This window comes from Accumulibacter sp., assembly GCF_016789985.1.
In the GTDB taxonomy this organism is placed as follows: Bacteria; Pseudomonadota; Gammaproteobacteria; order Burkholderiales; family Rhodocyclaceae; genus Accumulibacter.
The window spans coordinates 12,733-38,717 of record NZ_JAEUOL010000169.1; the positions used below are offsets into that span (position 1 = coordinate 12,733).

General features: G+C 62.3%; 28 protein-coding genes. 15 read left to right on the plus strand and 13 right to left on the minus strand.

All coding sequences use genetic code 11. The features are described from left to right. Positions 1-36 precede the first annotated feature (36 nt). Entirely contained in the window at positions 37-483 is a 447-nt protein-coding gene (locus JNK99_RS09955) for a cache domain-containing protein (RefSeq protein ID WP_291852174.1), read from the plus strand. Between the two features lie 263 nt (positions 484-746). Here the strand turns inward: JNK99_RS09955 and ppk2 are convergent, their stop codons facing one another. The 4 genes from ppk2 to lgt all read right to left on the minus strand — a co-directional run bounded on the left by ppk2 (position 747) and on the right by lgt (position 5,076). Further along, positions 747-1,553 carry a polyphosphate kinase 2 gene (gene ppk2, locus JNK99_RS09960; protein ID WP_291852278.1) on the minus strand — a complete coding sequence of 269 codons (807 nt, stop codon included), beginning with the start codon at positions 1,551-1,553 and terminating at the stop codon, positions 747-749. 775 nt (positions 1,554-2,328) lie between these two features. After that, positions 2,329-2,802, minus strand: coding sequence for a VOC family protein (locus tag JNK99_RS09965; RefSeq protein WP_291852176.1), 474 nt, complete (start codon positions 2,800-2,802; stop codon positions 2,329-2,331). Positions 2,803-2,855: 53 nt separating this feature from the next. Next, a complete protein-coding gene (locus JNK99_RS09970; protein WP_291852179.1) occupies positions 2,856-4,241 on the minus strand; it encodes a malonyl-CoA decarboxylase in 1,386 nt (461 codons plus the stop codon). A 37-nt stretch (positions 4,242-4,278) separates the two neighbouring features. After that, positions 4,279-5,076: a prolipoprotein diacylglyceryl transferase gene (gene lgt / locus JNK99_RS09975; RefSeq protein WP_291852182.1), complete on the minus strand. Its 798-nt coding sequence runs from the start codon at positions 5,074-5,076 to the stop codon at positions 4,279-4,281. A gap of 83 nt (positions 5,077-5,159) precedes the next feature. On the opposite strand from lgt, the gene ilvD reads away from it, so the two are divergent. The 7 genes from ilvD to JNK99_RS10010 all read left to right on the plus strand — a co-directional run bounded on the left by ilvD (position 5,160) and on the right by JNK99_RS10010 (position 12,573). After that, complete coding sequence (gene ilvD / locus JNK99_RS09980) at positions 5,160-7,016, plus strand: dihydroxy-acid dehydratase (protein WP_291852185.1); 1,857 nt, start codon at positions 5,160-5,162, stop codon at positions 7,014-7,016. Positions 7,017-7,192: 176 nt separating this feature from the next. Continuing rightward, positions 7,193-7,498 (plus strand): c-type cytochrome, encoded by a 306-nt coding sequence (locus tag JNK99_RS09985; protein ID WP_291852188.1) that lies wholly within the window; start codon positions 7,193-7,195, stop codon positions 7,496-7,498. A gap of 171 nt (positions 7,499-7,669) precedes the next feature. Continuing rightward, positions 7,670-8,905: a branched-chain amino acid ABC transporter substrate-binding protein gene (locus tag JNK99_RS09990; RefSeq protein WP_291852193.1), complete on the plus strand. Its 1,236-nt coding sequence runs from the start codon at positions 7,670-7,672 to the stop codon at positions 8,903-8,905. A gap of 171 nt (positions 8,906-9,076) precedes the next feature. Further along, positions 9,077-10,000 carry a branched-chain amino acid ABC transporter permease gene (locus JNK99_RS09995; protein WP_291852196.1) on the plus strand — a complete coding sequence of 308 codons (924 nt, stop codon included), beginning with the start codon at positions 9,077-9,079 and terminating at the stop codon, positions 9,998-10,000. After that, positions 9,997-11,073: an ABC transporter ATP-binding protein gene (locus tag JNK99_RS10000; RefSeq protein WP_291852198.1), complete on the plus strand. Its 1,077-nt coding sequence runs from the start codon at positions 9,997-9,999 to the stop codon at positions 11,071-11,073. Before JNK99_RS09995 ends, JNK99_RS10000 begins: the two co-directional genes overlap by 4 nt. Before the next feature lie 2 nt (positions 11,074-11,075). Then, positions 11,076-11,852, plus strand: a complete 777-nt coding sequence (locus JNK99_RS10005; protein WP_291852201.1) for an ABC transporter ATP-binding protein — start codon at positions 11,076-11,078, stop codon at positions 11,850-11,852. A 16-nt stretch (positions 11,853-11,868) separates the two neighbouring features. Next, positions 11,869-12,573 (plus strand): ABC transporter ATP-binding protein, encoded by a 705-nt coding sequence (locus tag JNK99_RS10010; protein ID WP_291852203.1) that lies wholly within the window; start codon positions 11,869-11,871, stop codon positions 12,571-12,573. A gap of 143 nt (positions 12,574-12,716) precedes the next feature. Here the strand turns inward: JNK99_RS10010 and JNK99_RS10015 are convergent, their stop codons facing one another. Together JNK99_RS10015 and JNK99_RS10020 are read right to left on the minus strand one after the other, a co-directional pair. Continuing rightward, positions 12,717-13,892, minus strand: coding sequence for an HDOD domain-containing protein (locus tag JNK99_RS10015; protein WP_291852206.1), 1,176 nt, complete (start codon positions 13,890-13,892; stop codon positions 12,717-12,719). Further along, on the minus strand, positions 13,885-14,958 hold the full coding sequence (locus JNK99_RS10020) for a CDP-6-deoxy-delta-3,4-glucoseen reductase (RefSeq protein ID WP_291852209.1): 1,074 nt from the start codon (positions 14,956-14,958) through the stop codon (positions 13,885-13,887). The genes JNK99_RS10015 and JNK99_RS10020 overlap by 8 nt, the downstream gene beginning before the upstream one ends. A gap of 39 nt (positions 14,959-14,997) precedes the next feature. On the opposite strand from JNK99_RS10020, the gene JNK99_RS10025 reads away from it, so the two are divergent. From JNK99_RS10025 to JNK99_RS10035, 3 genes are read left to right on the plus strand one after another with little or no spacing between them, the layout of a single operon-like run. After that, on the plus strand, positions 14,998-15,903 hold the full coding sequence (locus JNK99_RS10025) for an SDR family oxidoreductase (protein WP_291852211.1): 906 nt from the start codon (positions 14,998-15,000) through the stop codon (positions 15,901-15,903). Further along, a complete protein-coding gene (locus tag JNK99_RS10030; RefSeq protein ID WP_291852214.1) occupies positions 15,897-16,313 on the plus strand; it encodes a CopD family protein in 417 nt (138 codons plus the stop codon). Before JNK99_RS10025 ends, JNK99_RS10030 begins: the two co-directional genes overlap by 7 nt. A 22-nt stretch (positions 16,314-16,335) precedes the next feature. Further along, positions 16,336-17,481 (plus strand): THUMP domain-containing protein, encoded by a 1,146-nt coding sequence (locus JNK99_RS10035; protein WP_291852217.1) that lies wholly within the window; start codon positions 16,336-16,338, stop codon positions 17,479-17,481. 70 nt (positions 17,482-17,551) lie between these two features. Here JNK99_RS10035 and JNK99_RS10040 read toward each other — a convergent pair whose 3' ends face one another. Together JNK99_RS10040 and JNK99_RS10045 are read right to left on the minus strand one after the other, a co-directional pair. Then, complete coding sequence (locus tag JNK99_RS10040; protein ID WP_291852219.1) at positions 17,552-18,688, minus strand: PilT/PilU family type 4a pilus ATPase; 1,137 nt, start codon at positions 18,686-18,688, stop codon at positions 17,552-17,554. 24 nt (positions 18,689-18,712) lie between these two features. Then, positions 18,713-19,759: a type IV pilus twitching motility protein PilT gene (locus JNK99_RS10045; protein ID WP_291852222.1), complete on the minus strand. Its 1,047-nt coding sequence runs from the start codon at positions 19,757-19,759 to the stop codon at positions 18,713-18,715. Positions 19,760-19,828: 69 nt separating this feature from the next. Here JNK99_RS10045 and JNK99_RS10050 point away from each other — a divergent pair, with 69 nt between their 5' ends. The 4 genes from JNK99_RS10050 to JNK99_RS10065 are packed head-to-tail and all read left to right on the plus strand — an operon-like array spanning position 19,829 to position 22,160. Continuing rightward, a complete protein-coding gene (locus tag JNK99_RS10050) occupies positions 19,829-20,512 on the plus strand; it encodes a YggS family pyridoxal phosphate-dependent enzyme (protein WP_291852224.1) in 684 nt (227 codons plus the stop codon). Next, positions 20,509-21,324 (plus strand): pyrroline-5-carboxylate reductase, encoded by an 816-nt coding sequence (gene proC, locus JNK99_RS10055; RefSeq protein WP_291852227.1) that lies wholly within the window; start codon positions 20,509-20,511, stop codon positions 21,322-21,324. Before JNK99_RS10050 ends, proC begins: the two co-directional genes overlap by 4 nt. Beyond that, a complete protein-coding gene (locus JNK99_RS10060) occupies positions 21,324-21,863 on the plus strand; it encodes a YggT family protein (RefSeq protein WP_291852229.1) in 540 nt (179 codons plus the stop codon). Before proC ends, JNK99_RS10060 begins: the two co-directional genes overlap by 1 nt. Before the next feature lie 6 nt (positions 21,864-21,869). Further along, positions 21,870-22,160, plus strand: a complete 291-nt coding sequence (locus JNK99_RS10065) for a DUF167 domain-containing protein (protein ID WP_291852232.1) — start codon at positions 21,870-21,872, stop codon at positions 22,158-22,160. A 34-nt stretch (positions 22,161-22,194) separates the two neighbouring features. Here JNK99_RS10065 and JNK99_RS10070 read toward each other — a convergent pair whose 3' ends face one another. Genes JNK99_RS10070 through JNK99_RS10090 form a run of 5 tightly spaced genes read right to left on the minus strand, consistent with a single transcriptional unit; the run spans position 22,195 to position 25,962 of the window. Next, positions 22,195-23,451, minus strand: coding sequence for a dihydroorotase (locus JNK99_RS10070; RefSeq protein WP_291852234.1), 1,257 nt, complete (start codon positions 23,449-23,451; stop codon positions 22,195-22,197). A 3-nt stretch (positions 23,452-23,454) separates the two neighbouring features. Further along, positions 23,455-24,414: an aspartate carbamoyltransferase catalytic subunit gene (locus tag JNK99_RS10075; RefSeq protein WP_291852237.1), complete on the minus strand. Its 960-nt coding sequence runs from the start codon at positions 24,412-24,414 to the stop codon at positions 23,455-23,457. After that, positions 24,407-24,931, minus strand: coding sequence for a bifunctional pyr operon transcriptional regulator/uracil phosphoribosyltransferase PyrR (gene pyrR, locus JNK99_RS10080; protein ID WP_291852240.1), 525 nt, complete (start codon positions 24,929-24,931; stop codon positions 24,407-24,409). The genes JNK99_RS10075 and pyrR overlap by 8 nt, the downstream gene beginning before the upstream one ends. After that, positions 24,900-25,409 (minus strand): Holliday junction resolvase RuvX, encoded by a 510-nt coding sequence (gene ruvX / locus JNK99_RS10085; protein ID WP_291852243.1) that lies wholly within the window; start codon positions 25,407-25,409, stop codon positions 24,900-24,902. The genes pyrR and ruvX overlap by 32 nt, the downstream gene beginning before the upstream one ends. After that, positions 25,402-25,962: a YqgE/AlgH family protein gene (locus JNK99_RS10090; protein WP_291852246.1), complete on the minus strand. Its 561-nt coding sequence runs from the start codon at positions 25,960-25,962 to the stop codon at positions 25,402-25,404. Before JNK99_RS10090 ends, ruvX begins: the two co-directional genes overlap by 8 nt. Positions 25,963-25,985: the final 23 nt, after the last annotated feature.

Genomic DNA, 25,985 nt, shown 5'->3' on the forward strand with positions numbered 1-25,985 from the left:
TCTTCGTTGTATGACAAACTCAAAAGGAGTGTTGTGATGCTGCGTCATCTGGCTTTGGTTTCTGTCGTCGCTTTTCTGGGGTCGGTGGGGAGTGCCGCGGCAGCGGAGTATGGGACACCAGCCGAGGCGAAGGCCATGCTCGAAAAGGCAGTCGCCGCAGTCAAGGCCGACAAGGCCAGGGCATTGGTGATGTTCACCAAGGGCGAGAGCGGTTTCAAGGACCGTGACCTGTATCCCTACTGCGGTGGTCCGGATGGCAACTTCACCGCGCATCCGACGCTGCTGGTAGGGAAGAGCCTCAAGGAACTGAAGGACAAGGCCGGCAAGCCCCTGGGTGAGGAAGTCTACGCGGTGGCCAGGGATGGCTCGCTGGCCGAGGTGGCCTACATGTGGCCGCGTCCGGGGCAGACCGAACCGGTGGCCAAGGTGGCTTTCGTGACCAAGGTCGACGATCAGGTCTGTGCTGTCGGCTACTACAAGTAGTCTCCAAGCCGCACGGCCCGCCCGCGGGTGCGACTCCGGGAGGTGACGAGCAACCCCGCTGCGGTGAGGGATGTTTGACGCCTGGAGCATGCATGCCGTATGGCGCAGGCGATCGGGTCCGGCTCGTCCGTGACGTGTAGGCGGGCAGGCTGGCCAACGCCCCGGGCCGCGACGGCGCACATCTGAGTCGGAGGCCGTTCTGGGGCAAACGGGCAGGACGGTTTCTCCGCGCCTGCTCGCTGCAGGTAGGGGTCGCCTGTGCCTCAGTAGATTTCCGGGATGAAGGTCTGGTCGGAAAGCGGCGGGCGCACGTAGCCACCTTCTTCCTGGCGCGGCGGCAGGACCATCGGCTGCGGCGTCAGGTCCTCGTAGTCGATCATGTTCAACAGGTGCGTGATGACGTTCAACCGGGCGCGCTTCTTGTCGTCGCCATCGACGACAAACCACGGTGCCTGCTTGATGTCGGTGTGTGCGAACATGATGTCCTTGGCCTTCGAGTACTCGACCCAGCGCGCCCGCGATTCGAGGTCCATCGGGCTGAGCTTCCAGTGTTTGGCCGGTGTGAAGATACGTTCCTGGAAACGGCGCTCCTGTTCTTCGTTGCTCACCGAGAACCAGTACTTGATCAGGATGATGCCGCTGCGCACGAGCATGCGCTCGAATTCCGGACAAGACCGCAGATACTCGCGGTACTCTTCCTCGGTGCAGAAACCCATCACCCGTTCGACGCCGGCGCGGTTATACCAACTGCGATCGAACAGGACCATTTCGCCACCGGCGGGTAGGTGCTGGATGTAGCGCTGGAAATACCACTGCGTCTTTTCGCGGTCGGTTGGCGCGGGCAGTGCGGCAACCCGGGTGACACGCGGACTGAGGCTCTCGGTGATGCGCTTGATCGTACCGCCCTTGCCAGCCGCATCGCGTCCTTCGAAGAGCACGACGACTTTCAGTTTCTTGAACTTGATCCACTCCTGAAGTTTGACGAGCTCCATCTGCAGCTTGGACAGGATTTTCTCGTAGTCCTGGGTCTTGAGCTTCGGTTTGCGAGTGGGGTGTGCATGTTCATTCACATCGACGCTCGCAGGAATGGCTGCGACCTTCGTTTCGGTCGACTTGCCTTTCGCGGCTTTTGCGTCGCCGGCCTTCGCCGGCTTTGCGGCCGACTTCGGTTCTGCCTTCTTGGCATCAGCTTTCGCGTCACCATCTGCTTTTTCCGATGTCTTTCGTACTGTCTTGTCCGTAGTGGCTGGTGTTGGCACGGTCTGCTCCTCGGTCACGTTTGTGGCTTGATCGTTTTCCGGGACGATGGCCTTTGCTTCACTCATTGATGCCTCCTTTGCTGACGGAAAACTGTTAGGGATGAAAGCGTCTCCAGGCGATGGATGGTGGTTCAACGGATGCCTCAGGCGGCGGGGCGGCAAGGGTCTATACCATCAGGCTGACCAGCCTCGCCTGGCGGTAGCACGACCCGAGTCTCGTTCTTCGGGCTTCGCAGCGTTCGATACAGACTTGAATTGCTGGCATGCCTCCTCGCGTCTCTGCACCGGAATCTCCCCGGTCGGTAATTATCATCTTTTTTTGCGCAGAAAAGAACAGTTCAGTGCATGGAATGTGCAAGTGACCATGTGTGCGCCCAAACTCCGCAGGACTGCGCGGGTGTGGTGGCGTCGCGTCGGGCGGAAACGGCTGCGCCAGGCGCAGAGGAACAACGAGGGCGGTGTTGCGATGCCTCGGACGGCTAACTTTTTGGCGCAGCCGGGATTGCGTCGGGTCGACGCCTTGCGCTGCGCCACGGTGAGCGGGCATGGCCGGAAGCCACTGTGGCTGCCGGCTTGGGGAAGGGGTTTAAGCGAGCTTGGCGAAGGCTTCGACGACTTCCGGCGGCGCCTGCACCAGCTCGATCAGCACACCTTCGCCGGCGATCGGGAACTCGGCGCTTGCCTTGGGATGCAGGAAGGTGATGTCGAAGCCGGCCGCTCCCCGGCGGATGCCGCCCGGTGCGAAGCGGACACCGTTGGCGGTGAGCCATTCGACCGCTTTCGGCAGATCGTCGATCCATAGCCCGACGTGGTTGAGTGGCGTCGCGTGTACCGCTGGTTTCTTCTCCGGGTCGACCGGCTGCATCAGGTCGACTTCGACCTTGAACGGGCCTTTGCCCAGGGCGACGATGTCTTCATCGACGTTTTCCCGCTCGCTGACGAAGTTGCCGGTAATCTCGAGGCCGAGCATGTCGACCCAGAGCTGGCGAAGTTTCATTTTGTCCGGACCACCGATGGCGATCTGCTGGATACCGAGGACTTTGAAGGGACGTTGGCTCATGGAGTGTGTTCTTTCTCGTAAGAGGATCGAAAAAACGTTCTGGCCACGCAATCTCAGTCGCGGGCAGAACGACGGATGGCGGCAGCGGCCGCAATCTCGCCGCTGCGCGAAAAGGCTTCGACGTTGGCTTCGATAGTATCAGGGTCGTACATATAATTCACCATCAGGCCGTAGGACTGCTTGTGCCCGCGCGTCGAGGTGTCGGCCAGATAATTGAGGCGTTCGATGCGCGCACCGTTGCCCAGGTGAAAGCGGGCAACCGGGTCGTAAGGGCGGCCACCCTTGATGGTGCTCAGCAGATAACGTGCGGCCAGGCGCGTCAGGCCATGCTGCAGGGCGCGCGCCAGCCGCGCGTCCTGGCTCCACCGGCCATCGCCAAGCAGCGCTTGCAGTTCGCCGGCGCTGTCCGGCGCTGTCGCGTCAGGCGGCAGGTGGCGTTTGATTCGTTCGAGGTCGGCCGGTCCGAACGCGTGCTGCCAGGCCTCGGGCGTCTTTTCCGACCAGCGCCGCAAGGTGGGCAGCGGCGATAGGGTGGCAAAGCTGACCAGGCGCGGATAATCGCGCTTCAGATCGTCCACCACCCGTTTGAGCAGAAAGTTGCCGAATGACACGCCACGCAGCCCGACCTGAGTGTTCGAGATCGAGTAAAAGATTGCCGTGTTGGCCCGCTGTGCATCAAACACCGGTGCGTGCTCGTCGAGCAGCGTCTGAACATTGTCGGCCAGATGATCGACCAGTGCCACCTCGACGAAGATCAGTGGCTCCATCGGCATGCGCGGATGGAAAAAGGCATAGCAGCGCCGGTCGGAATCGAGGCGGTTCTTTAGGTCGCTCCAGGAACGGATTTCATGCACCGCTTCGTACTGGATGAGTTTTTCGAGCAGGGCGGCCGGTGAACTCCAGGTGATCCGCTGCAATTCGAGGAAGCCAACGTCGAACCAGGCGCTCAGCCGCGACTCGAGTTCGCGATCCAGCGAGCGCAATGCGGCATCCTCTTCGACATGGTGCAGCAGGTCGGCACGCAGATCGACCAGGAACTTGACCCCCTGTGGCAGGGTGTTGAATTGCGTCAGGATGCGCAGGCGCGACGAGCGCAGGGCGTTACGCAGGGCCGACTCGGCGGTCCACTGGGCATCGCTGCCGATCGCCGCCTGATAATCGGTGTGCGCCTTGTCGACCCGCTGCGGATCGGGGCCAAACTCGGTGGCGACAATTCGCAGGAAGGTGGCACGCCCCTCGTCGTTGAGACCCTGATAGGTTTCGGCCAGCCGGCTGGCCCGCTGTCTGGCCGACATCTCTCCGCCGATGCCGCTGGCGCATTCATGCAGCAGGGCGCGTACCCGGGCCAGTTGCTTGCCCTCCAGGCTGTGTGGCGTGGCGCCTTCGGCGAGCAGGGTGCGTACGCGGCGCAGCCCCCTTACAACAATTCCTTCTGCCATGACTTCTCCTCTGTCGCACGGCCAGGGATGCCTCGACTCAGCTTCGTTGGCGGTTCGCGACGATGACAAAAATGATGCCGACAGCAATCATCGGCAGCGAAAGCCACTGCCCCATGCTGACGGTGTAGGACAGGCCGAAGATACCGGCGTCCGGTGAGCGGAAATACTCGGCGACCCAACGCAGGACGCCGTAGCCGATCAGGAAAACTCCCGAAACGGCACCGCGCGGACGTCGGTGACTGGAATACATCCACAGGACGATGAACAACAGGAGGCCCTCGAGCCCCGCCTGGTAGATCTGCGAGGGGTGGCGCGGCACGTGGTCCACCCATGGGAAAACCATTGCCCAGGGCAGGGAGGGGTCTGCCGGCCGTCCCCACAACTCGCCGTTGATGAAATTGCCGATGCGCCCGGCGGCGAGCCCGAGCGGCACCAGCGGAGCGATGAAGTCGGTGATTTCGAGCCAGTTGCGACCGTTCTTGCGGCCGTAGAGCATCATCGCAAGCAGGACGCCGAGGAAGCCGCCGTGAAACGACATGCCACCCCGCCAGACGGCAAGGATCTCCAGGGGTTGGGTGAGGTAGTGGCCAGGCTCGTAGAACAGCACCTGGCCGAGGCGGCCGCCGATGATGACGCCGAGGACGCCGTAGAAAAGCAGGTCGTCCAGTTGCTGCACCGTCCAGCCGGCCTGCGAGATCTGCGCATGGTGCATGATCCGATAGCGGCCCAGCCACCAGAACTGGAGAAAGGCGACCAGATACATCAGCCCGTACCAGTGCACACTCAGCGGGCCGAGAGAAACGGCGACTGGGTCGAACTGCGGATGGATCAACACGGTGCGAACACCCCGGGGGCTTTCGGATAGAATCCGCATTATAGCCCGTCACCCTCAGGCGGGTTCCCGATTGGAGATTCGCAATGCCGCATTATCGTTCCCGCACTTCGACTCATGGCCGCAACATGGCTGGCGCGCGCGCCCTCTGGCGTGCCACCGGCATGCAGGACGGCGACTTCGGCAAACCGATCATTGCCGTGGTCAACTCCTTTACCCAGTTCGTTCCCGGGCATGTGCACCTCAAGGATCTGGGGCAACTGGTGGCGCGCGAGATCGAGTCTGCCGGTGGCGTGGCCAAGGAGTTCAATACCATTGCGATCGACGACGGCATCGCTATGGGACACGACGGGATGCTTTATTCCCTTCCGTCGCGCGACCTGATAGCCGATTCGGTCGAATACATGGTCAATGCGCATTGTGCCGATGCCATGGTCTGCATCTCGAATTGCGACAAGATCACGCCCGGCATGCTGATGGCAGCGATGCGGGTGAATATCCCGACCATCTTTGTTTCCGGCGGTCCGATGGAAGCCGGCAAGGTGAAATGGGGGGGGAGGGTGATTGCCGTCGACCTGGTCGACGCAATGGTCAAGGGAGGTGACAGCAACTGTTCCGACGTCGAGGTGGACACCTTCGAACGCTCGGCCTGTCCCACCTGCGGCTCCTGCTCGGGCATGTTCACCGCCAATTCGATGAACTGCCTGACCGAGGCGCTCGGCTTTTCACTGCCCGGCAACGGCAGCCTGCTGGCCACCCATGCTGATCGCTGCGGGCTGTTTCTTCAGGCAGGCCGTCAGATCGTCGAGCTCTGCCGGCGTTACTACGAGCAGGATGACGCATCGGTGTTGCCGCGCGCGATCGGCAGCTTTGCCGCCTTCGAGAACGCCATGACCCTGGATGTCTCGATGGGTGGTTCGACCAACACGGTGTTGCACATCCTGGCGGCGGCGCAGGAAGGTGGTGTGAACTTCACGATGGAGGACATCGATCGCATTTCGCGGCAGGTGCCTTGTCTGGCCAAGGTGGCACCAGCGACCCCGGATTACCATATGGAGGACGTACACCGCGCCGGCGGCATTTTCGCCATTCTCGGCGAACTCGACCGTGCCGGTCTGATTCATCGTGCGGTTCCGACCGTGCATGCGAGAACCTTGGGCGAGGCAATCGATCGCTGGGATGTTGTGCGCACGCAGGAAGCGGCGGTGGTCGAACTGTTCAAGGCGGCACCGGGCGGCATTCCCACCCAGATCGCGTTCTCGCAGAGTCGGCGCTACCCCGAGCTCGATCTTGACCGTGCGCACGGCTGCATTCGCAACCGGGCGCACGCCTATTCACAGGACGGTGGTCTTGCCGTGCTCCATGGCAACATCGCCGAGGATGGCTGCATCGTCAAGACGGCTGGTGTGGATGAGAGCATCTGGGCATTCAGCGGGCCGGCGCGCGTCTTCGAAAGCCAGGATGATGCGGTGCAGGCCATACTGGGCGATCAGGTTGCGGCGGGTGACGTCGTGGTCATCCGTTACGAAGGCCCGAAAGGCGGGCCGGGCATGCAGGAAATGCTTTATCCGACCTCCTACCTCAAGTCGAAAGGATTGGGCAAGCTTTGTGCCTTGTTGACCGATGGACGTTTCTCGGGGGGCACTTCGGGTTTGTCGATCGGCCACGTGTCACCGGAAGCTGCGGAGGGCGGTGCGATTGGTCTGGTGGAAGAGGGTGATCTGATCGAGATCGACATCCCGGGGCGACGCATCCACCTTGCCGTTGGCGACGCGGAGCTGGCACGGCGCCGGGCGGCAATGGATGGTCGGGGGGAGTCGGCCTGGCAACCGGTGACCGTACGGCAGCGGGTGGTGTCGCGGGCGCTGCAGGCTTACGCCCTGATGGCCACCTCGGCGGCGACCGGCGCGGTGCGGGATCTGGCGCGGTTGCGGCGCGACTGATCGATGACCCGGCGGCGTGCATGTCTGCCTGCCGGTGTCAACGATCGGCCCCGGGCAAGCGTTAAGCCCGGCGGGGCCGCCGGTGCTGCGCAGATGTCCTCGGCAGGCTTTGCAAGCCGGCGAAACTGAAATAATATCGGAACGTTTCAAACCCCTTATCTGAACGGAGTGTGAGCATGAAAGCGATCTACGTCTCCCTGCTGGCTGCTGCCGGCGTGATGTCTGCTGGTGCGGTCCAGGCTGATGAAGCACTGGCCAAGTCGAAGAACTGCCTGTCCTGTCATGCTGTCGACAAGAAGGTCGTCGGCCCGGCGTACAAGGATGTGGCCAAGAAGTATACGGCCAAGGACGAAGCCATGCTTGCCGAGAAAGTGATCAAGGGGGGCAAGGGTGTCTGGGGACCGGTGCCGATGCCGCCGAACCCGTCCGTGACGCCCGATGACGCGAAAAAACTGGTCAAGTGGATCCTCAGTCTGAAATGACCTGCCAAGCAACAGAAAGACCGGCCGCGTGCCGGTTTTTCATTTATGGGAAGGGCGGCGAAAGCGGGTCGACGGCCGTCGGGATGATATGCATGTTGACAAGGCACTGATGTGCTTGGACAATCGCCCGTTCGCTAGCCCGGTATAAACACAATATTGGAGATCAAATCTATGAACCACGTACGTATTCCTGGTGTACTCGTCGTTCTGGCCGCTTCGGTTGCGCTCATTGGTTGCGGCAAGAAGGAGGAACCCAAGGCTGCTGCACCCGCGCCCGCGCCCGCTGCCGCCGCACCGGCACCGAAGCCGGAGATGGTGGTCAAGATCGGGCATGTTGCGCCGCTCACCGGCCCGATTGCGCACCTCGGCAAGGACAACGAGAACGGTGCGCGTCTGGCCGTCGAGGACGCCAACGCCAAGAAGCTGGAGATTGACGGTAAGGTCGTCAAGTTCGAGTTGCTCGGTGAGGACGATCAGGCCGACCCGAAGACCGGTACGGTCGTTGCTCAGAAACTGGTTGACGCGAAGGTCGCCGGTGTCGTCGGTCACCTGAACTCGGGCACCACCATTCCGGCGTCGGCGATCTACAATCAGGCTGGTTTGCCGCAGATTTCGCCGTCGGCAACCAATCCGAAGTATACCCAGCAAGGCTTCAACACTACCTTCCGCGTGATGGCCAATGACATCCAGCAGGGCTCGGTGGTTGGTAGCTACGCGGTGAAGGATATGGGTGCCAAGAAGGTGGCGATCATCGATGACCGCACCGCCTATGGTCAGGGCCTCGCCGATGAAGTCGAGAAGGCCGCCAAGGCCGGTGGTGCGACCATCGTTGCCCGCGAGTTCACCAATGACAAGGCGACCGACTTCAAGGCCATCCTCACCAAGATCAAGGCGAAAAACCCGGATGTCATCTTCCTAGGCGGCATGGATGCGGTGGGTGGTCCGATGCTCAAGCAGATCAAGGAACTGGGCATCAAGGCCAAGTTCACGACCGGTGACGGCGGCTGCTCGCCCGAATTGATCAAGCTTGCCGGCCCGGCTTCCGAGGGCGTGATCTGCACGCAGGCCGGCCTGCCGGTGGACAAGCTGCCGAACGGCCAGAAGTTCGTCGAAGACTTCACCAAGAAGTATGGCCAGATCCAGATCTACTCGCCGTACAGCTACGATGCGGTGATGGTCCTGGTTGACGCGATGAAGCGCGCCAATTCCGCCGATCCGGTCAAGTACCTGCCGGAAGTTGGCAAGACCTCCTACGACGGCGTCACCGGCAAGGTCGAGTTCGACGAAAAAGGCGACATCAAGAACGGCGCGATCACCGTTTTCGAAATCAAGGATGGCAAGCTGGTTACGCTGAAGAGCGAAGGCGGTACGGCCGGAGCAGCGGCAGCGCCGGAAGCCAAAAAGTAAGGACAGCCGGGCAAGCCGGCAGGAGGGAATGGTTTTGGCCATTCCCTCAGCTTTCCTGTCTCCGCATCCGCTCACTTTGAACTGGGCTGCGCGTTCGCGCGGCTGCCTTTCTGGTGCCATGCGTCGGAACCTCCGGTTCGCGACAAGCGCCTTGTTGCGGAAAGCCTGACCATGGACACACTTCTTCAGCAACTTATCAACGGACTTACGCTCGGTGCTGTCTATGCACTGGTCGCACTGGGCTACACGATGGTGTATGGCATCATCGGTCTGATCAATTTCGCACATGGCGAGGTGGTGATGATTGGCACGATGGTCGCCTTCACGGTGATCGTGTTCCTTGCCGGGTCCGGGATGCCGCCGCTGGTCATCCTCGGCATCGGATTGCTGGTCGCCGTGGCGGCCTGCATGGTGCTTGGCTGGGCACTCGAGCGCATTGCCTATCGCCCCTTGCGCCATGCCCCGAGGCTGACGCCACTGATCACCGCGATCGGCATGTCGATCGTCCTGCAGAATGTGGCGATGATCATCTGGGGCCGCAACTACATCACTTTCCCGCCGATGATCCACAAGGAGATTTACGAGTTGGGCGGGGCCAGTTTCACCAACGTACAGGTGGCGATCGTCTGCCTTGCGGCTCTGGTCATGCTGGGTCTGACCTACTTGGTGCAGCGCACGCGCATCGGCATGGCCATGCGGGCCACGGCGGAGAACCAGCAAGTGGCATTGCTGATGGGCGTCGATATCAACCGTGTCATCGCCATGGCCTTCGTCATCGGCTCAGCACTGGGCGCCCTGGCCGGTTGCATGGTCGGCTCGTACTACGAGATCGCGCATTACCAGATGGGTTTCATGCTCGGTCTCAAGGCGTTCACGGCGGCCGTGCTGGGCGGTATCGGCAATATGGCTGGCGCCATGGCAGGCGGGCTGTTGCTGGGGGTCATCGAAGCGCTCGGGGCGGGCTACATCGGTGATCTCACCGGTGATTTCCTGGGCAGCCATTACCAGGACATCTTCGCCTTCATCGTGCTGATCATCGTGCTGATGTTTCGTCCTTCGGGTCTGTTTGGTGAGCGTACTGGAGATCGCGCATGAATGGCCAGCGCAGAAGAATTCCTCTCTGGCAGGGACACTGGCTGGGTTTGGTGTTGCTCGCGGCTACACTGTTTGCAGTTCCGTTCGTTGCTGCCCTGGGTGGCCAGGCCTGGGTGCGCATCGCCAATTTCGCAATCCTTTATGTTTTTCTGGCGCTCGGGCTGAACATCGTGGTCGGTTATGCTGGTTTGCTCGACCTGGGCTACGTGGCCTTCTATGCGGTTGGTGCTTACGCGTATGCATTGCTGGCTTCGCCGCATTTCGGCATCCACCTGCCCTTCTGGGTGATCCTGCCCTTTGGCGCCGGGCTGGCATGCTTCTTTGGTGTTGTGCTCGGTGCTCCGACACTGAAATTGCGGGGCGATTACCTGGCAATCGTCACGCTCGGCTTCGGTGAGATCATCCGCATCTTCATGAACAACCTCAATGCGCCAATCAACATCACCAATGGCGCCCAGGGCATCACCCTGATCGACCCGATCCGCATCGGCGATTTCTCGTTTTCCCAGACCAGCACCATTTTCGGCGTCACCCTGTCGGGTCCACAGAAATACTATTTTCTGCTCGTGGCGCTGGCCATTCTGGTGATCATGGTCAACATGCGCCTGCAGGATTCGCGCATTGGACGCGCCTGGCAGGCGATTCGCGAGGACGAGGTGGCCGCCAAGGCGTGTGGCATCAATACCCGCAACATCAAGCTGCTGGCTTTTGCCATGGGCGCCTCGTTCGGTGGTATTGCCGGCGGCGTCTTTGCCGCGATGCAGGGTTTCGTCAGCCCGGAGAGTTTTTCCTTAATGGAGTCGATCACCATCCTGTCGATGGTCGTTCTCGGCGGCATGGGCCACATTCCCGGCGTGATTCTGGGTGCGGTGCTGCTGACCGGTTTGCCGGAGGCGCTGCGCTATGGTATCGAGCCCCTGCAGAAGGCTGCGTTCGGGCGCATGATCATCGATCCGGAGAGTCTGCGCATGCTCGTCTTCGGTCTGGCACTGGTGCTCGTCATGCGCTTCCGTCCGGCCGGGCTGTGGCCGTCGTCGCTGCGTCGTCGCGAGTTGTCCGAGACAACGGATTGATCATGAGCGCACACCAGGTTCTTCTCGAAGCACATGAGGTCGCCAAGCATTTCGGCGGGGTCAAGGCGCTACACGACGTTTCGCTGACCATTCGTCGGGGCGAGATCTATGGCCTGATCGGACCGAATGGTGCCGGCAAGACGACCTTTTTCAACTGCCTGACCGGCCTTTACCGGAATGAGAGTGGCCATTTCGTCTTCGACGGCGTGAAGCTCGCGGCGGACGCCCCGCACAAGGCTGCGGAAATCGGCATCGCGCGCACCTTTCAGAACATTCGCTTGTTCGGCAACATGACGGCAATCGAGAACGTGATGGTCGGGCGCCACCTGCGTACTCGCGCCGGTGTGTTTGGGGCCATCAGCCGCAACGCGGCGACGCGCGCCGAAGAGGCGGCGATCGCTCGCCGGGCAGAGGAACTGCTGCACTATGTGGGCATTCAGGAGCGGGCTCATGATTATGCCCGGCACCTGTCCTACGGCGATCAGCGACGCCTGGAGATTGCCCGCGCACTCGCCACCGAACCGAAGCTGCTGGCCCTCGACGAGCCGGCAGCGGGCATGAACGGTACTGAAACCGAGGCCCTGCGGCTGCTCGTCGAAGGTATCTGCCGGGATGGCGTGACGGTCCTGCTGATCGAGCATGACGTCAAGCTGGTGATGGGATTGTGTGGGCGCGTGGCGGTACTCGATTACGGCGAGAAGATCTGCGAGGACGTGCCGGCGGTGGTGCAGAAGGATCCGCGCGTGATCGAGGCCTACCTTGGTGGTTCGGTGGCCTGAAGGGAACGGATGAATCATGCTCGAAGTTAACGGACTGCGCGTTTCCTACGGTGGTATCCAGGCTGTTCGTGGCATCAGCTTTCACGTCAACGAGGGCGAGATGGTGGCGCTGATCGGCGCCAACGGCGCCGGCAAGAGCAGCACCCTGCGCGCGCTGGCACGTTTGCTCGATCCGGCGGGTGGCAGCGTCCGCTATCGTGGCAAGGAGTTGCTCGCCTTGCCACCGCATGGACTGGTGGCGGAAGGGATTGCTCTGGTGCCGGAAGGCAGGGGGGTGTTCCCGCGTATGACCAGTCTGGAAAATCTGTACATGGGCGCCTATGCACGCAAGGACAAGGCGGCCATCCAGCGCGACCTCGAACATGTGCTTGGGCTCTTTCCGCGTCTCAAGGAGAGGGCGCAGCAGGTGGCAGGAACGCTCTCCGGGGGAGAGCAGCAGATGCTGGCAATCGGCCGGGCGCTGATGAGCAAGCCGCGTCTGATGTTGCTCGACGAGCCATCGATGGGACTCGCACCGATCATGGTGCAGAAGATCTTCGAGGTGGTGTGCACGGTTGCCAGTCAAGGCATGACGATTCTGCTGGTCGAACAGAATGCCAAGCTGGCGCTGGAAGTCAGTCAGCGTGGCTATGTCATGGAGAGCGGCGAGATCACGTTGACCGACGAAGCGAGTTGCTTGCTGGCCGACCCCAAGGTGCGTGCGGCCTATCTGGGCGAATAGAATAAAAGAGGTGGTCGGACTATCTGTTGACCGCGGCGCTGCCCGGGCGCCCGGACAGCACCAGTTGCCGGATCGCGCCAGGCGGCATTCAACGGCAGGAAGCCAGCGCCGCCGGCCTGACGCCGCAGGCGCCTGGCCTAGACCTAGAAATCCATGGCATCGGCAAAGGACAATGCTTGCATTTGAGCGCTGTTGAACTGGGCCGTGGTCAGGCCCAGCATTGCCGCCTGCTCGCCGATGGCACGGCCATCTTCCCCTTCGCTGGCCAGGGCGAGCTCGAGGAAGGCTTGATAACGACCACCATTACCCAGCAATGCGTCAGAGATTGGTTCGGGCAGGCGCATTGTTTCGAGGACCTGCTCCATTTCGACGCCGAGCAGGGCATCGAGCAGGGAGAAAGCACCGGTGATGAACAGGTTGTCGTACTCTGACCGATCGACCAGACCGCTGGACAGCAACTCCATCAGGCGAGCGCGGACCAGCGCCGTATGCATCAGAGCCGGCGCCATCGGGTCCTTGCTTGCCGTTGCCAGCAGCAGCGACAACCAGCGGTTGAGTTTCTCGTAGCCGAGGATGGTCACAGCGTGGCGAAACGACTGGATCTGGCAGGACAGTCCGAAACCAGCCGAGTTGATGTAGCGCAAGAGCTTGTAGGAGATCGCCACATCCTGTTTGAGTGCTGCTTCGATTTCGCGGATCTCCGCGTTTCTGCGTACCAGATTGAGCACCCGCATGATATTTTCCTGACCAGGGTTGAGTGCCTTGGCCGGTACGCTGGTCGGCGTGGTGAAAAACCATCCGGCGGCGGCGGCGACCCCGGCATCCATGCAGGAGCGGAAGTCGGCGGCCGTTTCGACATTGAAGGCGATTCCCAGGCCGTGCGATCGGGTGCGCGCGGCGAGCAGCTTCAACTGGCCCAGGGTGAGGGCCTGCGTGTCGAAGCCGATGAAGCGGCAGGGAACTCCGGCCGACAGCGCTTGTGCCGCCCGCGGGTCGAAATGAAGACAGACCGTCGGTTGCCAGGTCTGCAGTGCCGCGATCAGGTCCGGACCACCGTCGCCGAGCAAAGCCGCCGCCGGTAGTTCGATGGTAGCATTTTCGGGTGTTGACCAGTCGAGCAGCCCTGCATCATAGCTGCTGGGCCCGCAATTGATGAACAAGGGTCTGCCACCCTGTGGCCAGACACTGGTCAGTGTGTCGAGTGCGCTCACCGCGTCGGACATGCTTCCACGCTCTCCAAGATGGAGTGTCAGGCGCGTGGCAATCACCCGGCTTTGCCGATTGATCAGCGGTTGGCGGGACATGAAGATTTCAGTCATGCGGGGCGACCCCTGTCTCCGGCGCAATGCCAGTGGCGATTGCCTGCAGCGTGTCGGCAGAATAGTCGAACGAGTCGGCGAAGAACTCGTCTGCCGGCAGGTGGCAGCGGGTGAGAAAATCCTGGCGCGCGGCAGCGATCATCGCCGGCGCTCCACAGACATAGGCTTGATGCTCTGAGAGATCTGGATGATCAGCCATTGCTGCGGCGTGGACGAGGCCGGTCCGGCCACTCCAGTGCTCTTCGGCCGGCGAGCCGGAGAGAACCGGAATGAAGCGAATATTGGGGTGTCGTGCCGGCCACTGTTCGGCGAGTTGCAGCAGGTACAGGTCGGCGCGACAGCGTGCCCCCCAATAGATAGCCATGGCTCTGTCGCTTCCCTCGGCGATGGCGTGCTCGACGATTGCCTTGATCGGTGCAAATCCGGTCCCGCCGGCGACCAGCAGCATCGGTTTGCGCGAGTCCTCGCGCAGGAAGAAAGTGCCCAGTGGGCCGCGCAGACGCAAGAGGTCGCGTTCCCGCATGTGCTGGAAGACATGTTCGGTGAACTGGCCGCCTGGTACGTGACGGACGTGCAGCTGCAGCACGCTGTCGTCATGGGGGGGGTTGGCCAGCGAAAAGGAGCGTCGCTTGGCATCTTTGAGCAGAATGTCTACGTACTGCCCGGCGAGAAACTGCAGGCGTTCGTTGGCGGGCAGTTTGAGTTCGAGGATCATCACTTGCGGAGCGACGCGGATCAGCCGGTGTACGCGGGCCGGCAGGGTCCGGATCGGGAGGTCGTCGAGTGTGCGTACTTCGCGGCTTTCGATGCACAGGTCACTCTTCGCCATGGCACAGCAGAAGAGCGCGAAGCCGGCCAGGCGGTCGGCTTCGCTGAGAATCTCGGGCGATGCCTTGCCGTGCACCACCTCGCCGGCGAGCACCTTGCCCCGGCAGTTGCCGCAAACCCCGTCGCGGCAACCGTAGGGAAGGCTCAGCCCCTGGCGCAGGGCGGCTGCGAGAATCGTTTCGTCGGGCTCGGCATGAAAACTGTGCCGGCTCGGCTGAACGCTGACCTGAAAACCCATTGACTCTCCGCTGATGTTCTAATCCGGTAAAATTGCGCGGTGCAAAAACTCTTGATCGTTGGTTGCGGTGACGTCGCACGCCGCATGTTGCCTCGTCTGCTTGGCCATTATCGTGTCTTCGCGCTGGTCCGTGATCGCGAGCAGTGTGCCTTCTGGCGCGAACATGGCGCTCGACCTGTGTTGGCCGACCTCGATCAGCCAGCCAGTTTGCGGCGCATCGCCGGTCTGGCCGACATCGTGGTTCATCTGGCGCCGCCTCCGGCGGCCGACCGCCGGAGGCGGGCAGGCGAGCAGCGCGATAGCCGGACGCGCTGGCTGTTGGCCGCCCTGGCCCGCGGCCGGAGTCTACCACAGCGCATCGTTTATATAAGCACCACTGGTGTTTACGGTGACTGCGCGGGGGCGCTGATCGACGAGACGCATGCCGTACGCCCGTCAACCGTGCGTGCCTGCCGCCGTCTGGACGCCGAGCGGCAATTGCGCGCTTTCGGTCGCCGCGGCGTGGTTGTCAGCATCCTGCGCGCGCCCGGTATCTACGCCACCGACCGCCTGCCGATCGAACGGCTGCGTAAAGGCAGTCCGGCGCTCCGTGCGGCCGATGATGTCTATACCAACCACATCCATGCCGATGACCTGGCGGCGCTGACCTGTGCGGCGCTGCGCTATGGGCGGAGCAACCGCACCTACAATGCAAGCGACGATTCACAGATCAAGATGGGCGACTATTTCGATCTGGTGGCGGATGGTTTAGGACTGGCGCGGGTGCCTCGTCTGTCGCGCGGCGAGGCCGAGATGCGGTTGCCAGAGATGCAGTTGTCGTTCATGAGTGAATCGCGCCGCCTGCTGAACCGGCGCGCCAAATGCGAGTTGCGGTTTCGGCCACGTTATGCCCAGGTCGCCGACGGCGTCGCGGCGGCGCTCAAGGAAAGGGAAAACCGGTGTTGATAGTCAAGGTACTGCATCTGTGGATGGTGGTGAGCTGGTTTGCCGGCCTGTTCTACCTGCCGCGGATCTTCGTCAACCTCGCGCTGGTTGCGCCGGACAGCACGGCAGAACGCGACCGCTTGCTGTTGATGGCGGGCAAGCTCTATCGGTTCATGACGCCGATCGGTTTTCTGGCGGTTGCCCTGGGGCTCTGGCTGTGGTTCGGCTTCGGTTTTGGCGGCGGCTGGCTGCACGCCAAGACGGCCCTGGTGCTGCTGCTGCTTGGCTACCATGCTTACTGCGGGCGCTTGCTGCGCAACTTCCAGGTGGGTCGCAACCTGCGTGACCATGTCTGGTACCGCTGGTTCAATGAGATGCCGGTGCTGCTCCTGCTGGCGGTGACCTATCTGGCTGTGGTCAAGCCCTTCTAGTCCATCCGCTCGGAGATAAGCCGTGGAAACATTCTTTGCCAGTTGTCCGCGTGGCCTCGAGCACCTTTTGGCTGAAGACCTCAGGCTGGCAGGTGCGGGCGAGCTCACGCAGATCTTCGGCGGGGTACATTTTCGTGCCGATTGGTCTGCCTGCTACCGCGCCAATCTCCAGTCAAGGATCGCCACGCGCATCCTGTGGCGAGTGGCACAGGGGTCTTACGTCAAGGAAGACGACATCTACCGCCTGGCCCTGGACACGCCCTGGCCGCAGTGGTTTCTGCCACAACAGACGATTCGCGTCGATGTGACGGCGGTAAAGAGCCCATTGAAGAGCGTGGATTTCGTCACCCTGCGCATCAAGGACGCCGTCTGTGACCGCTTTCGCCGCGAGCTGGGGAGCCGCCCGAGTGTTGATACCCGGCAGCCGGAGGTGCGCATCCAGGGCTTCATCGGGCGCGACGAGTGTACGCTGTATCTGGATACCTCGGGGGCGCCGCTTTACCAGCGCGGCTTTCGCCAGAAGACCGTCGATGCCCCGCTCAAGGAAAACCTCGCGGCCGGCATTCTCCGCCTGAGCGGCTGGCAGCCCGGGGTCGTGCTGCTTGATCCGATGTGTGGCAGCGGTACGTTTCTCCTTGAGGCGGCGCAGATCGCGCTCGGCCGGGCGCCGGGCACGGGGCGCGACTTCGCTTTTCAGCGGCTGCGTCATTTCGATGCCGATCTCTGGCAAGGCCTGCTCGCTGGCGCACGAGCGGGCGAGCACTCGGCGGCGGATGGGGGGATTTTCGGCGGCGACATCTCGCCCGCCGCGGTGCGCGCAGCACTGGCCAATCTCGATCGGGCCGGACTGCTGCCCGTCGTCCGTCTGAGCACGGGCGACCTGCTCGACATCGAGGCACCGGCCGGGCATGGGGTCATGGTGAGCAATCTGCCTTACGGCGAGCGGGTTTCGGATCACGAACAACTGGCCCGTTTCTACCCCCTGCTGGGCAGTGCCCTGAAGCGTCGCTTTGCTGGCTGGAACTGCTACCTGATCAGCGCCGACACCCGCCTGCCGAAGCTGGTCCGCCTGACTCCCAGCAAGAAGACGCCCTTGTTCAACGGAGCGCTGGAATGTCGTCTCTATGAATTCCGCATGGTGGCTGGCAGCAACCGTACCCTGGGGTGAGCCACTGCCGGTTAGCCGGAGTCCGACCCGGCGCTGGCCTGGCGAGCCGCCGCCTGCCGCTGGTGCCGACCTAGACGATGTCGAGGTGGCCGATACCTGCGGTGAGATCCCTGTCCCTGGATTCCTTGCCATGTAGCTTGATCTGCAGTCGCAGGTCGTTCAGCGAGTCGGCATTGCGCAGGGCATCGGTATAGCTGATCAGACCTTCTTCGTAGAGATCGAAAAGTGACTGGTCGAAGGTCTGCATGCCGAGCTCGCGCGACCGTTTCATCACATCCTTGATCTCCTGTACCTGACCTTTGAAGATCAGGTCGGAAATCAGCGGCGAGTTGAGCAGGATTTCAATCGCCGGGACCCGGCCCTTGCCATCCTTTTTCGGCAGCAGGCGTTGCGAAACCAGGGCGCGCAGGTTTAGCGAAAGGTCCATCAGCAGTTGGTGGCGCCGTTCCTCAGGGAAAAAGTTGATGACCCGGTCGATCGCTTGGTTGGTGCTGTTGGCGTGCAGCGTGGCAAGGCAGAGGTGGCCGGTTTCAGCGAAGGCGATGGCATAGTCCATGGTTGCACGGTCACGGATCTCGCCCATCATGATCACGTTGGGTGCCTGGCGCAAAGTGTTCTTGAGCGCCACTTCCCAGTTGTCGGTGTCCACGCCGATCTCGCGCTGGGTGACGATCGACTTCTTGTGCTCATGCACGAATTCGATCGGATCCTCGATGGTGATGATATGGCCCTGGCTGTTGCGGTTGCGGTGGTCAACCAGAGCTGCCAGCGACGTCGTCTTGCCGGTGCCGGTGCCTCCGACAAACACCACCAGGCCGCGCAGGGTCATCGCGATGTCCTTGAGTACCGCAGGCAGGGCGAGTTCGTCGAGGGTTGGCACGACCAGATTGATCGTCCGGCAAACGACCGCGACTCGCCCCTGCTGGACCAGGGCATTGACACGAAAGCGGCCGATGCCGGCTGGCGAGATGGCGAAATTGCATTCCTTGGTTGCTTCGAAATCGGACGCCTGGCGGTCGTTCATCAGCGCACGGGCGAGCTCGGCGGAGTGCTGCGGCAGCAGCGGCTGACTTGACACCGGTACGACCTTACCGTCGATCTTGATGGCCGGCGGAAAATTTGCCGTGATGAAGAGGTCGGAGCCGTTCTTCTGCACCATCAGACGCAGCAGTTCGTGCATGAACTTCAGTGCCTGATCATTCTCCATGAATCATCCTCCTCCTGCTGCGACTCAGGCGCCCGGGAAGGCGTCCTTGTTGGCTGCCTTGGCGCGTGCTTCGGATGCTGACACGACGTTGCGCCGCACCAGGTCGATCAGGGCCTGGTCGAGGGTCTGCATGCCGAACTGCTGTCCGGTTTGCAGCGACGAGTACATCTGTGCCACCTTGTTCTCACGGATCAGGTTGCGGATCGCCGGGGTGCCGATCAGGATCTCGTGTGCGGCGACTCTTCCCTGGCCATCCTTGGTCTTGAGCAGGGTTTGCGAGATCACCGCGCGCAGCGACTCGGAAAGCATCGATCGCACCATTTCCTTCTCGGCCGCCGGGAAGACGTCGATGATCCGGTCAATCGTCTTGGCAGCGCTCGAGGTATGCAGGGTGGCGAACACCAGGTGGCCGGTTTCGGCGCCGGTCAGTGCAAGGCGGATGGTCTCCAGGTCGCGCATCTCGCCCACCAGAATCACATCCGGGTCTTCGCGCAGGGCCGAGCGCAGGGCATTCTGGAAGGACAGGGTATGCGGACCGATCTCACGCTGATTGATCAGGCACTTCTTGGGTTGATGCACGAATTCGATCGGGTCCTCGACGGTGAGGATGTGGCTGTAGGCGTTCTCGTTGACATGGTTGATCATCGCTGCCAAGGTGGTCGATTTGCCCGAGCCCGTCGGCCCGGTGACCAGGACGATACCGCGCGGATAGTCCGAGATGTCCTTGAAGATGCGCGGGCAGTTGAGGTCTTCGAGCGTCAGCACCTTCGACGGAATCGTCCGGAAGACCGCGCCGGCGCCACGATTCTGGACGAAAGCATTGACCCTGAAACGTGCCAGGTTCGGGATCTCGAACGAGAAGTCGCACTCCCGCGTGTCTTCGTACTGTTTGCGCTGGGCGTCACTCATGATGTCGTACACCATTCCGTGCACGTCCTTGTGCTCCATCGCCGGCAGGTTGATCCGCCGGACATCGCCATTCACCCGGATGATCGGCGGCAAGCCCGCCGAGAGGTGGAGGTCCGACGCCCTGTTCTTGACGCTGAAAGCCAACAGTTCCGTGATGTCCATCCGGTTCGGTCCTCGGGCGGTGGGCGGGGCGCAGTGCTATACTCTCAAAAATCTGCGCGACGCCCGATTATGATCACACTTCCCGCCAAGCTGCAAGCCGTTCTCGCGCGAATTGCCGACGCTGCCCGGCTGTATGGTCGTGACCAGGCGGACGTTCGCTTGCTTGCGGTGAGCAAGACCTGGCCGGCGGCTGCGTTGCGCGAAGTGGCAGCGGCCGGCCAGCGGGCTTTCGGCGAAAGCTATGTGCAGGAGGCGGTCGGCAAGATCAGCGAGTTGCGTACGCTGGGTCTTGAGTGGCACTTCATCGGTGCCTTGCAGGCCAACAAGACGCGTCTGGTGGCCGAGTCTTTCGACTGGGTCCATTCGGTCGATCAACTTCGCATTGCCCAGCGACTATCCGAGCAACGCCCGTCATTGCTACCCCCCTTGTCCGTGTGCCTGCAGGTCAATGTCAGCGGTGAAGCCAGCAAGAGCGGCGTGTCGCCGGCCGCTGCTCCGGCCCTGGCGGCGGCGGTCGCGGTGTTGCCCGGCTTGTGTTTGCGCGGTTTGATGGCTATCCCGGCGGCTACCGACGAGTTTGGCGAACAGCGGCGCGCTTTCCGTTGCCTGCGGGAACTTTCGGAACGATTGCGGGCCGATGGCTTGTTGCTTGATACCTTGTCGATGGGTATGTCGCACGATCTGGAGGCAGCGATTGCCGAAGGGGCGACGCTGGTGCGCGTCGGCACTGCAATTTTTGGTGAGAGAAGATGAAGATCACTTTCCTTGGTGGTGGCAACATGGCCAACGCACTGATCGGCGGGCTGGTGAAGACCGGCTTTTCAGCCTCCGACATCGCGGTCATCGAGCTGGGCGCACAGGGGCGCGCCAAGTTGCGGCTCGCCTACGGCGTACGTTGCTATGAGGCGCCCGGGGCTGTGGCACTCGACTGCGATGCCGTGCTGCTGTCGGTCAAGCCGCAGCAGATGCGCGAGGCCTGTCCGCCGCTCCTGCCTTACCTCAAGCAGCAACTGATCATCAGCATCGCTGCCGGTCTGCGCTTGGCCGACGTTTCGCGCTGGCTAGGCGGCTACGGCAAGATCGTGCGCGCGATGCCCAACACACCGGCGCTGATTGGTGCCGGGATCACCGGGCTGTGCGCCATGCCGGCGGTTTCGATGGCCGAGCGGCTGGGCGCCGAGCGTATCCTGCAGGCGGTTGGCAATACCCTGTGGATTGCCGATGAGGAAAAGATGGATGCGGTGACCGCCGTCTCCGGCAGCGGTCCGGCCTATGTGTTCCTGTTCATTGAAGCACTGCAGCAGGCGGCGAGCCAACTCGGCCTGTCGCCCGGCCAGGCACGACAGTTGTCGATCGATACCGTGCTCGGGGCAGCCCGACTGGCGGCGCAGTCCGATGAAGCGGCCAGTGTGCTGCGCGAGCGAGTGACTTCCAAGGGTGGGACGACCGAGGCGGCGTTGCGGACGATGCAGGAGCGTTGCGTCAAGGAAGGCTTCATCGCCGGAGTCCTGGCGGCCAATGAGCGTGGTCGGGAATTGGGTGCGCTGCTTGGTCAGGACGACTGATGGTCTCCCAGGCAGGTCTGTTTCTGCTCGATGTGCTGGTCGCGTTTCTGAGCGTGGTGCTGCTGTTGCGTTTCTTCATGCAGGCCTGTCGCGTATCCTTCAACAACCAGGTGGGCACCTTCGTCGTCGAGTTCACCAATTGGCTGGTTCGCCCCCTGCGCAAGATCCTGCCTGGCTTCTACGGCCTTGATCTGGCCAGCCTCCTGCCGGCCTATCTGCTGCAGGTCATTTTCGCTCTGGCGGTGTTCCTGGTACGCGGCGGAAGCGAAGCCTGGTCACTGGCGACCTGGTTGTCGCTGCTCTTCTGGCACGGTCTTCTGGCAACCCTGCGCCTCAGCATCTACCTCCTGATTGGTGCCTTGCTGGTGCAGGCGGTGCTGTCATGGATCAGTCCCTATTCGCCACTGAGCCAGCCGGTAGCGCAACTGACCCGCCCCGTCCTGCGCCCGATCCAGCGTTTCCTGCCACCGATCGGTGGTGTCGACCTTTCGCCGCTGATCGCCATCGTCCTTGCCCAATTATTGCTGATGTTCCTCTAGGCCGCTGTGAGCGATTGGCTGCGTCGTGCCGAAGGAGGAATCACGCTGACCGTGCATGTCCAACCGGGAGCTAGGCACAATGAGGTGGCCGGTGTGCACGGCGAGGCGCTGAAGATTCGTCTGGCAGCACCGGCGATCGACGGCCGGGCCAATGCCGCCCTGCTCGAGTTCGTTGCCAAACGACTCGGGGTGCCCAGGTCCGCGCTGCAGATCAGGAGTGGACAGACGTCACGGCGCAAACTGCTGGTCGTTCTTGAACCGCCGACTGACGCGGTGCAGCGCCTGCTCGGCGACTGAGCCGCCGCTCCGCCCGGTCATGGGGCTTACTGCGTCAGGCTGCGAAGACGATTCGTCCGCCAACCAGAGTCATGCGTACCCGGCCACTTACTTCGTAGCCCAGGAAGGGAGTGTGCTTGCCTTGGCTGCGTAGTGCCTCGGGTGTTACGCACCACGACTCTTCCGGATCGAAGAGGCACACGTCTGCCGGACCGCCGACCGTCAGCGAGCCGGCGTCGAGGCCGAGAATGGTTGCCGGATCAGAGGTGACGCGGGCCAGAGCAACGGCCAGCGGCAGCTTGGTCTGCCGGGCCCAGAGCAGGGTCAGCGGCAGCAGGAGTTCGAGTCCGGTGGCTCCTGGCAAGGCCTCCGCGAACGGCAGTTGCTTGCCATCAGCATCGACCGGAGTGTGGTCGGAGCAGATCGCTGCCAGTCCCTCGGCAACAGCGGCGCGCAGCGCATCGCGGTCACTCGCCGAGCGTAGCGGCGGGTCGAAGCGCGCGTTGCTGTCGAAGTAGCCGATGTCCATTTCCGAGAGGTGCAGGTGATGGACCGCCACGTCGCAAGTGACCGGCATCCCGGCGCATCGTGCCTGGCGAATGAGCTCGATCGCTGCGGCCGATGACAGGCGTGACAGGTGCAGACGGACGCCGGTGTGCGCCGCCAGTTGCAGGGCGGTTGCTGTGGCAACGGTTTCAGCCGCGACGGGGATACCGGTCAGGCCCAGCCTCGAGGCGACTTCGCCATCGTGCGCAACTCCCTCGCGGGCGAGAAAATCGTCCTGAGGGCGCAGACGGACGGCGTAACCGAAGGTCGCTGCGTACTGCATGGCGCGTAGCAGCAACTGCGTGTCCACGATGGCCTGCTTGGCCTGCGAGAAGGCGATACAGCCGGCGCGCGCCAAGCTGTTCATTTCAGCGAGTCGCTCGCCCGCCAGTTGCTGGGTCAGTGCACCGATCGGGTAAACCCGAGCCAGACCGAGGGTGTCGCTGCGCCGCACCAGACGTTCGACCAGCCCCGGTTCGTCGAGCAGCGGTTTGCTGTCGGGTGGGCAGGCGAGGGAAGTGACGCCGCCGGCGACCGCCGCACCAAGTTCCGGTTCGATGCCGCCCAGCCGTGCCGAGAGATCGACCAGACCGGGGCAGACGATCATGCCGGCGGCGTCGATCGTGCGTTGGGCAGCAAAGTCGGTGGCCGGTCGCCCGATCGCCGCGATACGCCCGTCGGCAATGAACAGGTCAAGCTGCTCATCAACGCCGTTCCTGGGATCGATCAAGCGGGCGTTGCGGATGTGAAGGTGTTGCATGCTCATGCCTCAATTCCCCGCCAGAATACCCATCACCGCCATGCGCACGGCAATGCCGAAGGTGACCTGCGGCAGGATCACCGCCTGTGGTCCATCGGCGACGTCGGAGTCGATCTCGACGCCTCGGTTCATTGGTCCCGGGTGCATTACGATGGCGTCGGTTTTGGCCAGTGCCAGAGACTCCGGTGTCAGCCCGTAGCAGCGGAAGTACTCGCGCGCCGAGGGCAGCAGCGCGCCATTCATGCGCTCGTTCTGCAGCCGCAACATGATGACCACATCACAATCACGGATTCCGGTGCGCAGGTCGTGGCACACCCGCACTCCCATCTTTTCGATGGCGCTTGGCAAGAGCGTCTGCGGACCGACGGCGCGCACCTCGGCGGCACCGAGCGTGGTCAGCGCGTGGATGTCCGAGCGGGCAACGCGTGAATGCAGGATGTCGCCAACAATCGCCACGACCAGGTTGGCGAAGTCGTTCTTGTAATGGCGGATGGTGTACATGTCGAGCAGGCCTTGCGTCGGATGCGCATGGCGTCCGTCACCGGCGTTGACCACATGCACGTTGTCTCGCCCGACCCGGCGCAGGTGGTCGGCGATCAGGTGCGGGGCGCCGCTCGACGCATGGCGTACGACAAACATGTCGGCGTGCATGGCGACCAGATTGTCGACCGTATCAAGCAGGGTTTCGCCCTTGGCCGTCGAAGAGCGCGTCACATCGAGATTGATCACATCCGCCGACAGGCGCTTGGCGGCGATCTCGAAGGTGGTCCGGGTGCGCGTCGAGTTCTCGAAGAAGACATTGAACACGCTCTTGCCGCGCAGCAGTGGGACTTTCTTGACGTCACGGTGGGATACCTTGAGAAAGCTTGATGCGGTATCCAGAATATGGATGATCACCGCGCGCGGCAAGCCCTCAATTGACAGCAGGTGCGTCAACTCGCCGTGGGCGTTGAGTTGAGGATTATGCATGCTGTTCAAGGCTCCATTGCAGGCGTCCGCTGGCCTCCGCCGAGAGGACCAGTTCGTGTGACGGATCGAGGTCGACCCGCCACGGGCAGAAGTCAGCGCAAATGGGCAGCTGGCGTCTGCCCCGATCGGCCAGCACCGCGAGCTGTATGCTCGCCGGACGTCCATAGTCAAACAATTCGTTGATTGCTGCACGCGTCGTGCGACCGGTGTAGAGAACGTCGTCCACCAGAATCAGTGCACGGCCTTCAACATCGAACGGGATCGAGCTCGGCTTGACCCGTGCATGAAGACCTCTTTCGCGGTAATCGTCGCGGTAGAACGAGACGTCGATCAGACCGATTTCCGTTTCGAGATCGAGCAGTTCGTGCAGGCGCCGGGCAACCCAGACGCCTCCGCTGTGAATGCCGACCAGAACGGTCTCCGGGTACAGCCGCGGACGAATCAACTCGGCTAGCTGGACACATTGGGTTTCGGCATCGGGCAACTCAGTGGGAGAGCGTATCGGTTCGGCGGTCATCGGCATGTCCGGGTTCAGTGGGGAGGGAGCCATGGTCGGATGAGGTCATGTCTGCAAAATAGGTCTGCAGGATCAGTTGGGCAGCCACGGCATCGACATATTCGCTCCGCTTGCGGACCCTGTTGCCGGCAGAACGCAGTTGCGCCTCTGCCTCCGTCGATGACAGCCGTTCGTCGGCATGGTCCACCGGGAGGCCGAAGCGCCCGCGCAACTGATTGGCAAAACGTGTGCAGCGGGCGGTCATCGCATGTGTTGCGCCATCAAGTGAGAGCGGACGACCTACCACCAGGCTGGAGGGCTGCCATTCGGCAATCAGGGCGGCGATGGCAGAAAAACGCTCGGCATTGGTTTCGAGCCTGATGGTGGTCAGGGGATGGGCCCGGAGCAGTTCCCATTCACCAACGGCGATGCCGATGCGCTTCTCGCCGAAATCGAAGGCGAGGACGGTGCCTGTGCGCTTGTCCACCCTCTCAGGCATGCCCCGCTTCATCGACCAGATTGGTCGGGTTGACGCCAAGCAGTTCGAGGGCGGATGCCAGTCGCTCTTCGTAAGGCAATTCAAAGAGGATGTGCAGTTCGGCGGGAACGGTCAGCCAGGCGTTCTGCGCCAGTTCATGTTCGAGCTGGCCGGCTGACCAACCGGCGTAACCCAGCGTGACCATCACATCATGCGGTTGGCCGTTCAGGGCGACCGCCTGCAAGATGTCGCGCGAACTGGTGAGACCGACCTGCTCGTTGACCACCAGCGTCGACTGCCATTGTCCCAGCGGGCGATGGAGGACAAAGCCGCGGTCGGTCTGGACCGGCCCACCGAAAAGAACCGGCAGGTTGGCGATGCCTTCGGCGTGCAGCGGCACGTCGATCTTTTCGAGCAGACTACCCAGACTCATGTCGATCGGGCGATTGATGATCACCCCCAGGGCGCCGCGATCGTTGTGTTCGGCGATATAGACCAGCGTCTTGGAAAAGTAAGAGTCCACCATCGCTGGCATGGCAATGAGAAAATGGTCGGTCAGATCGATGCTTTGCATGGTCTTATTCTAATCGGCGCTGG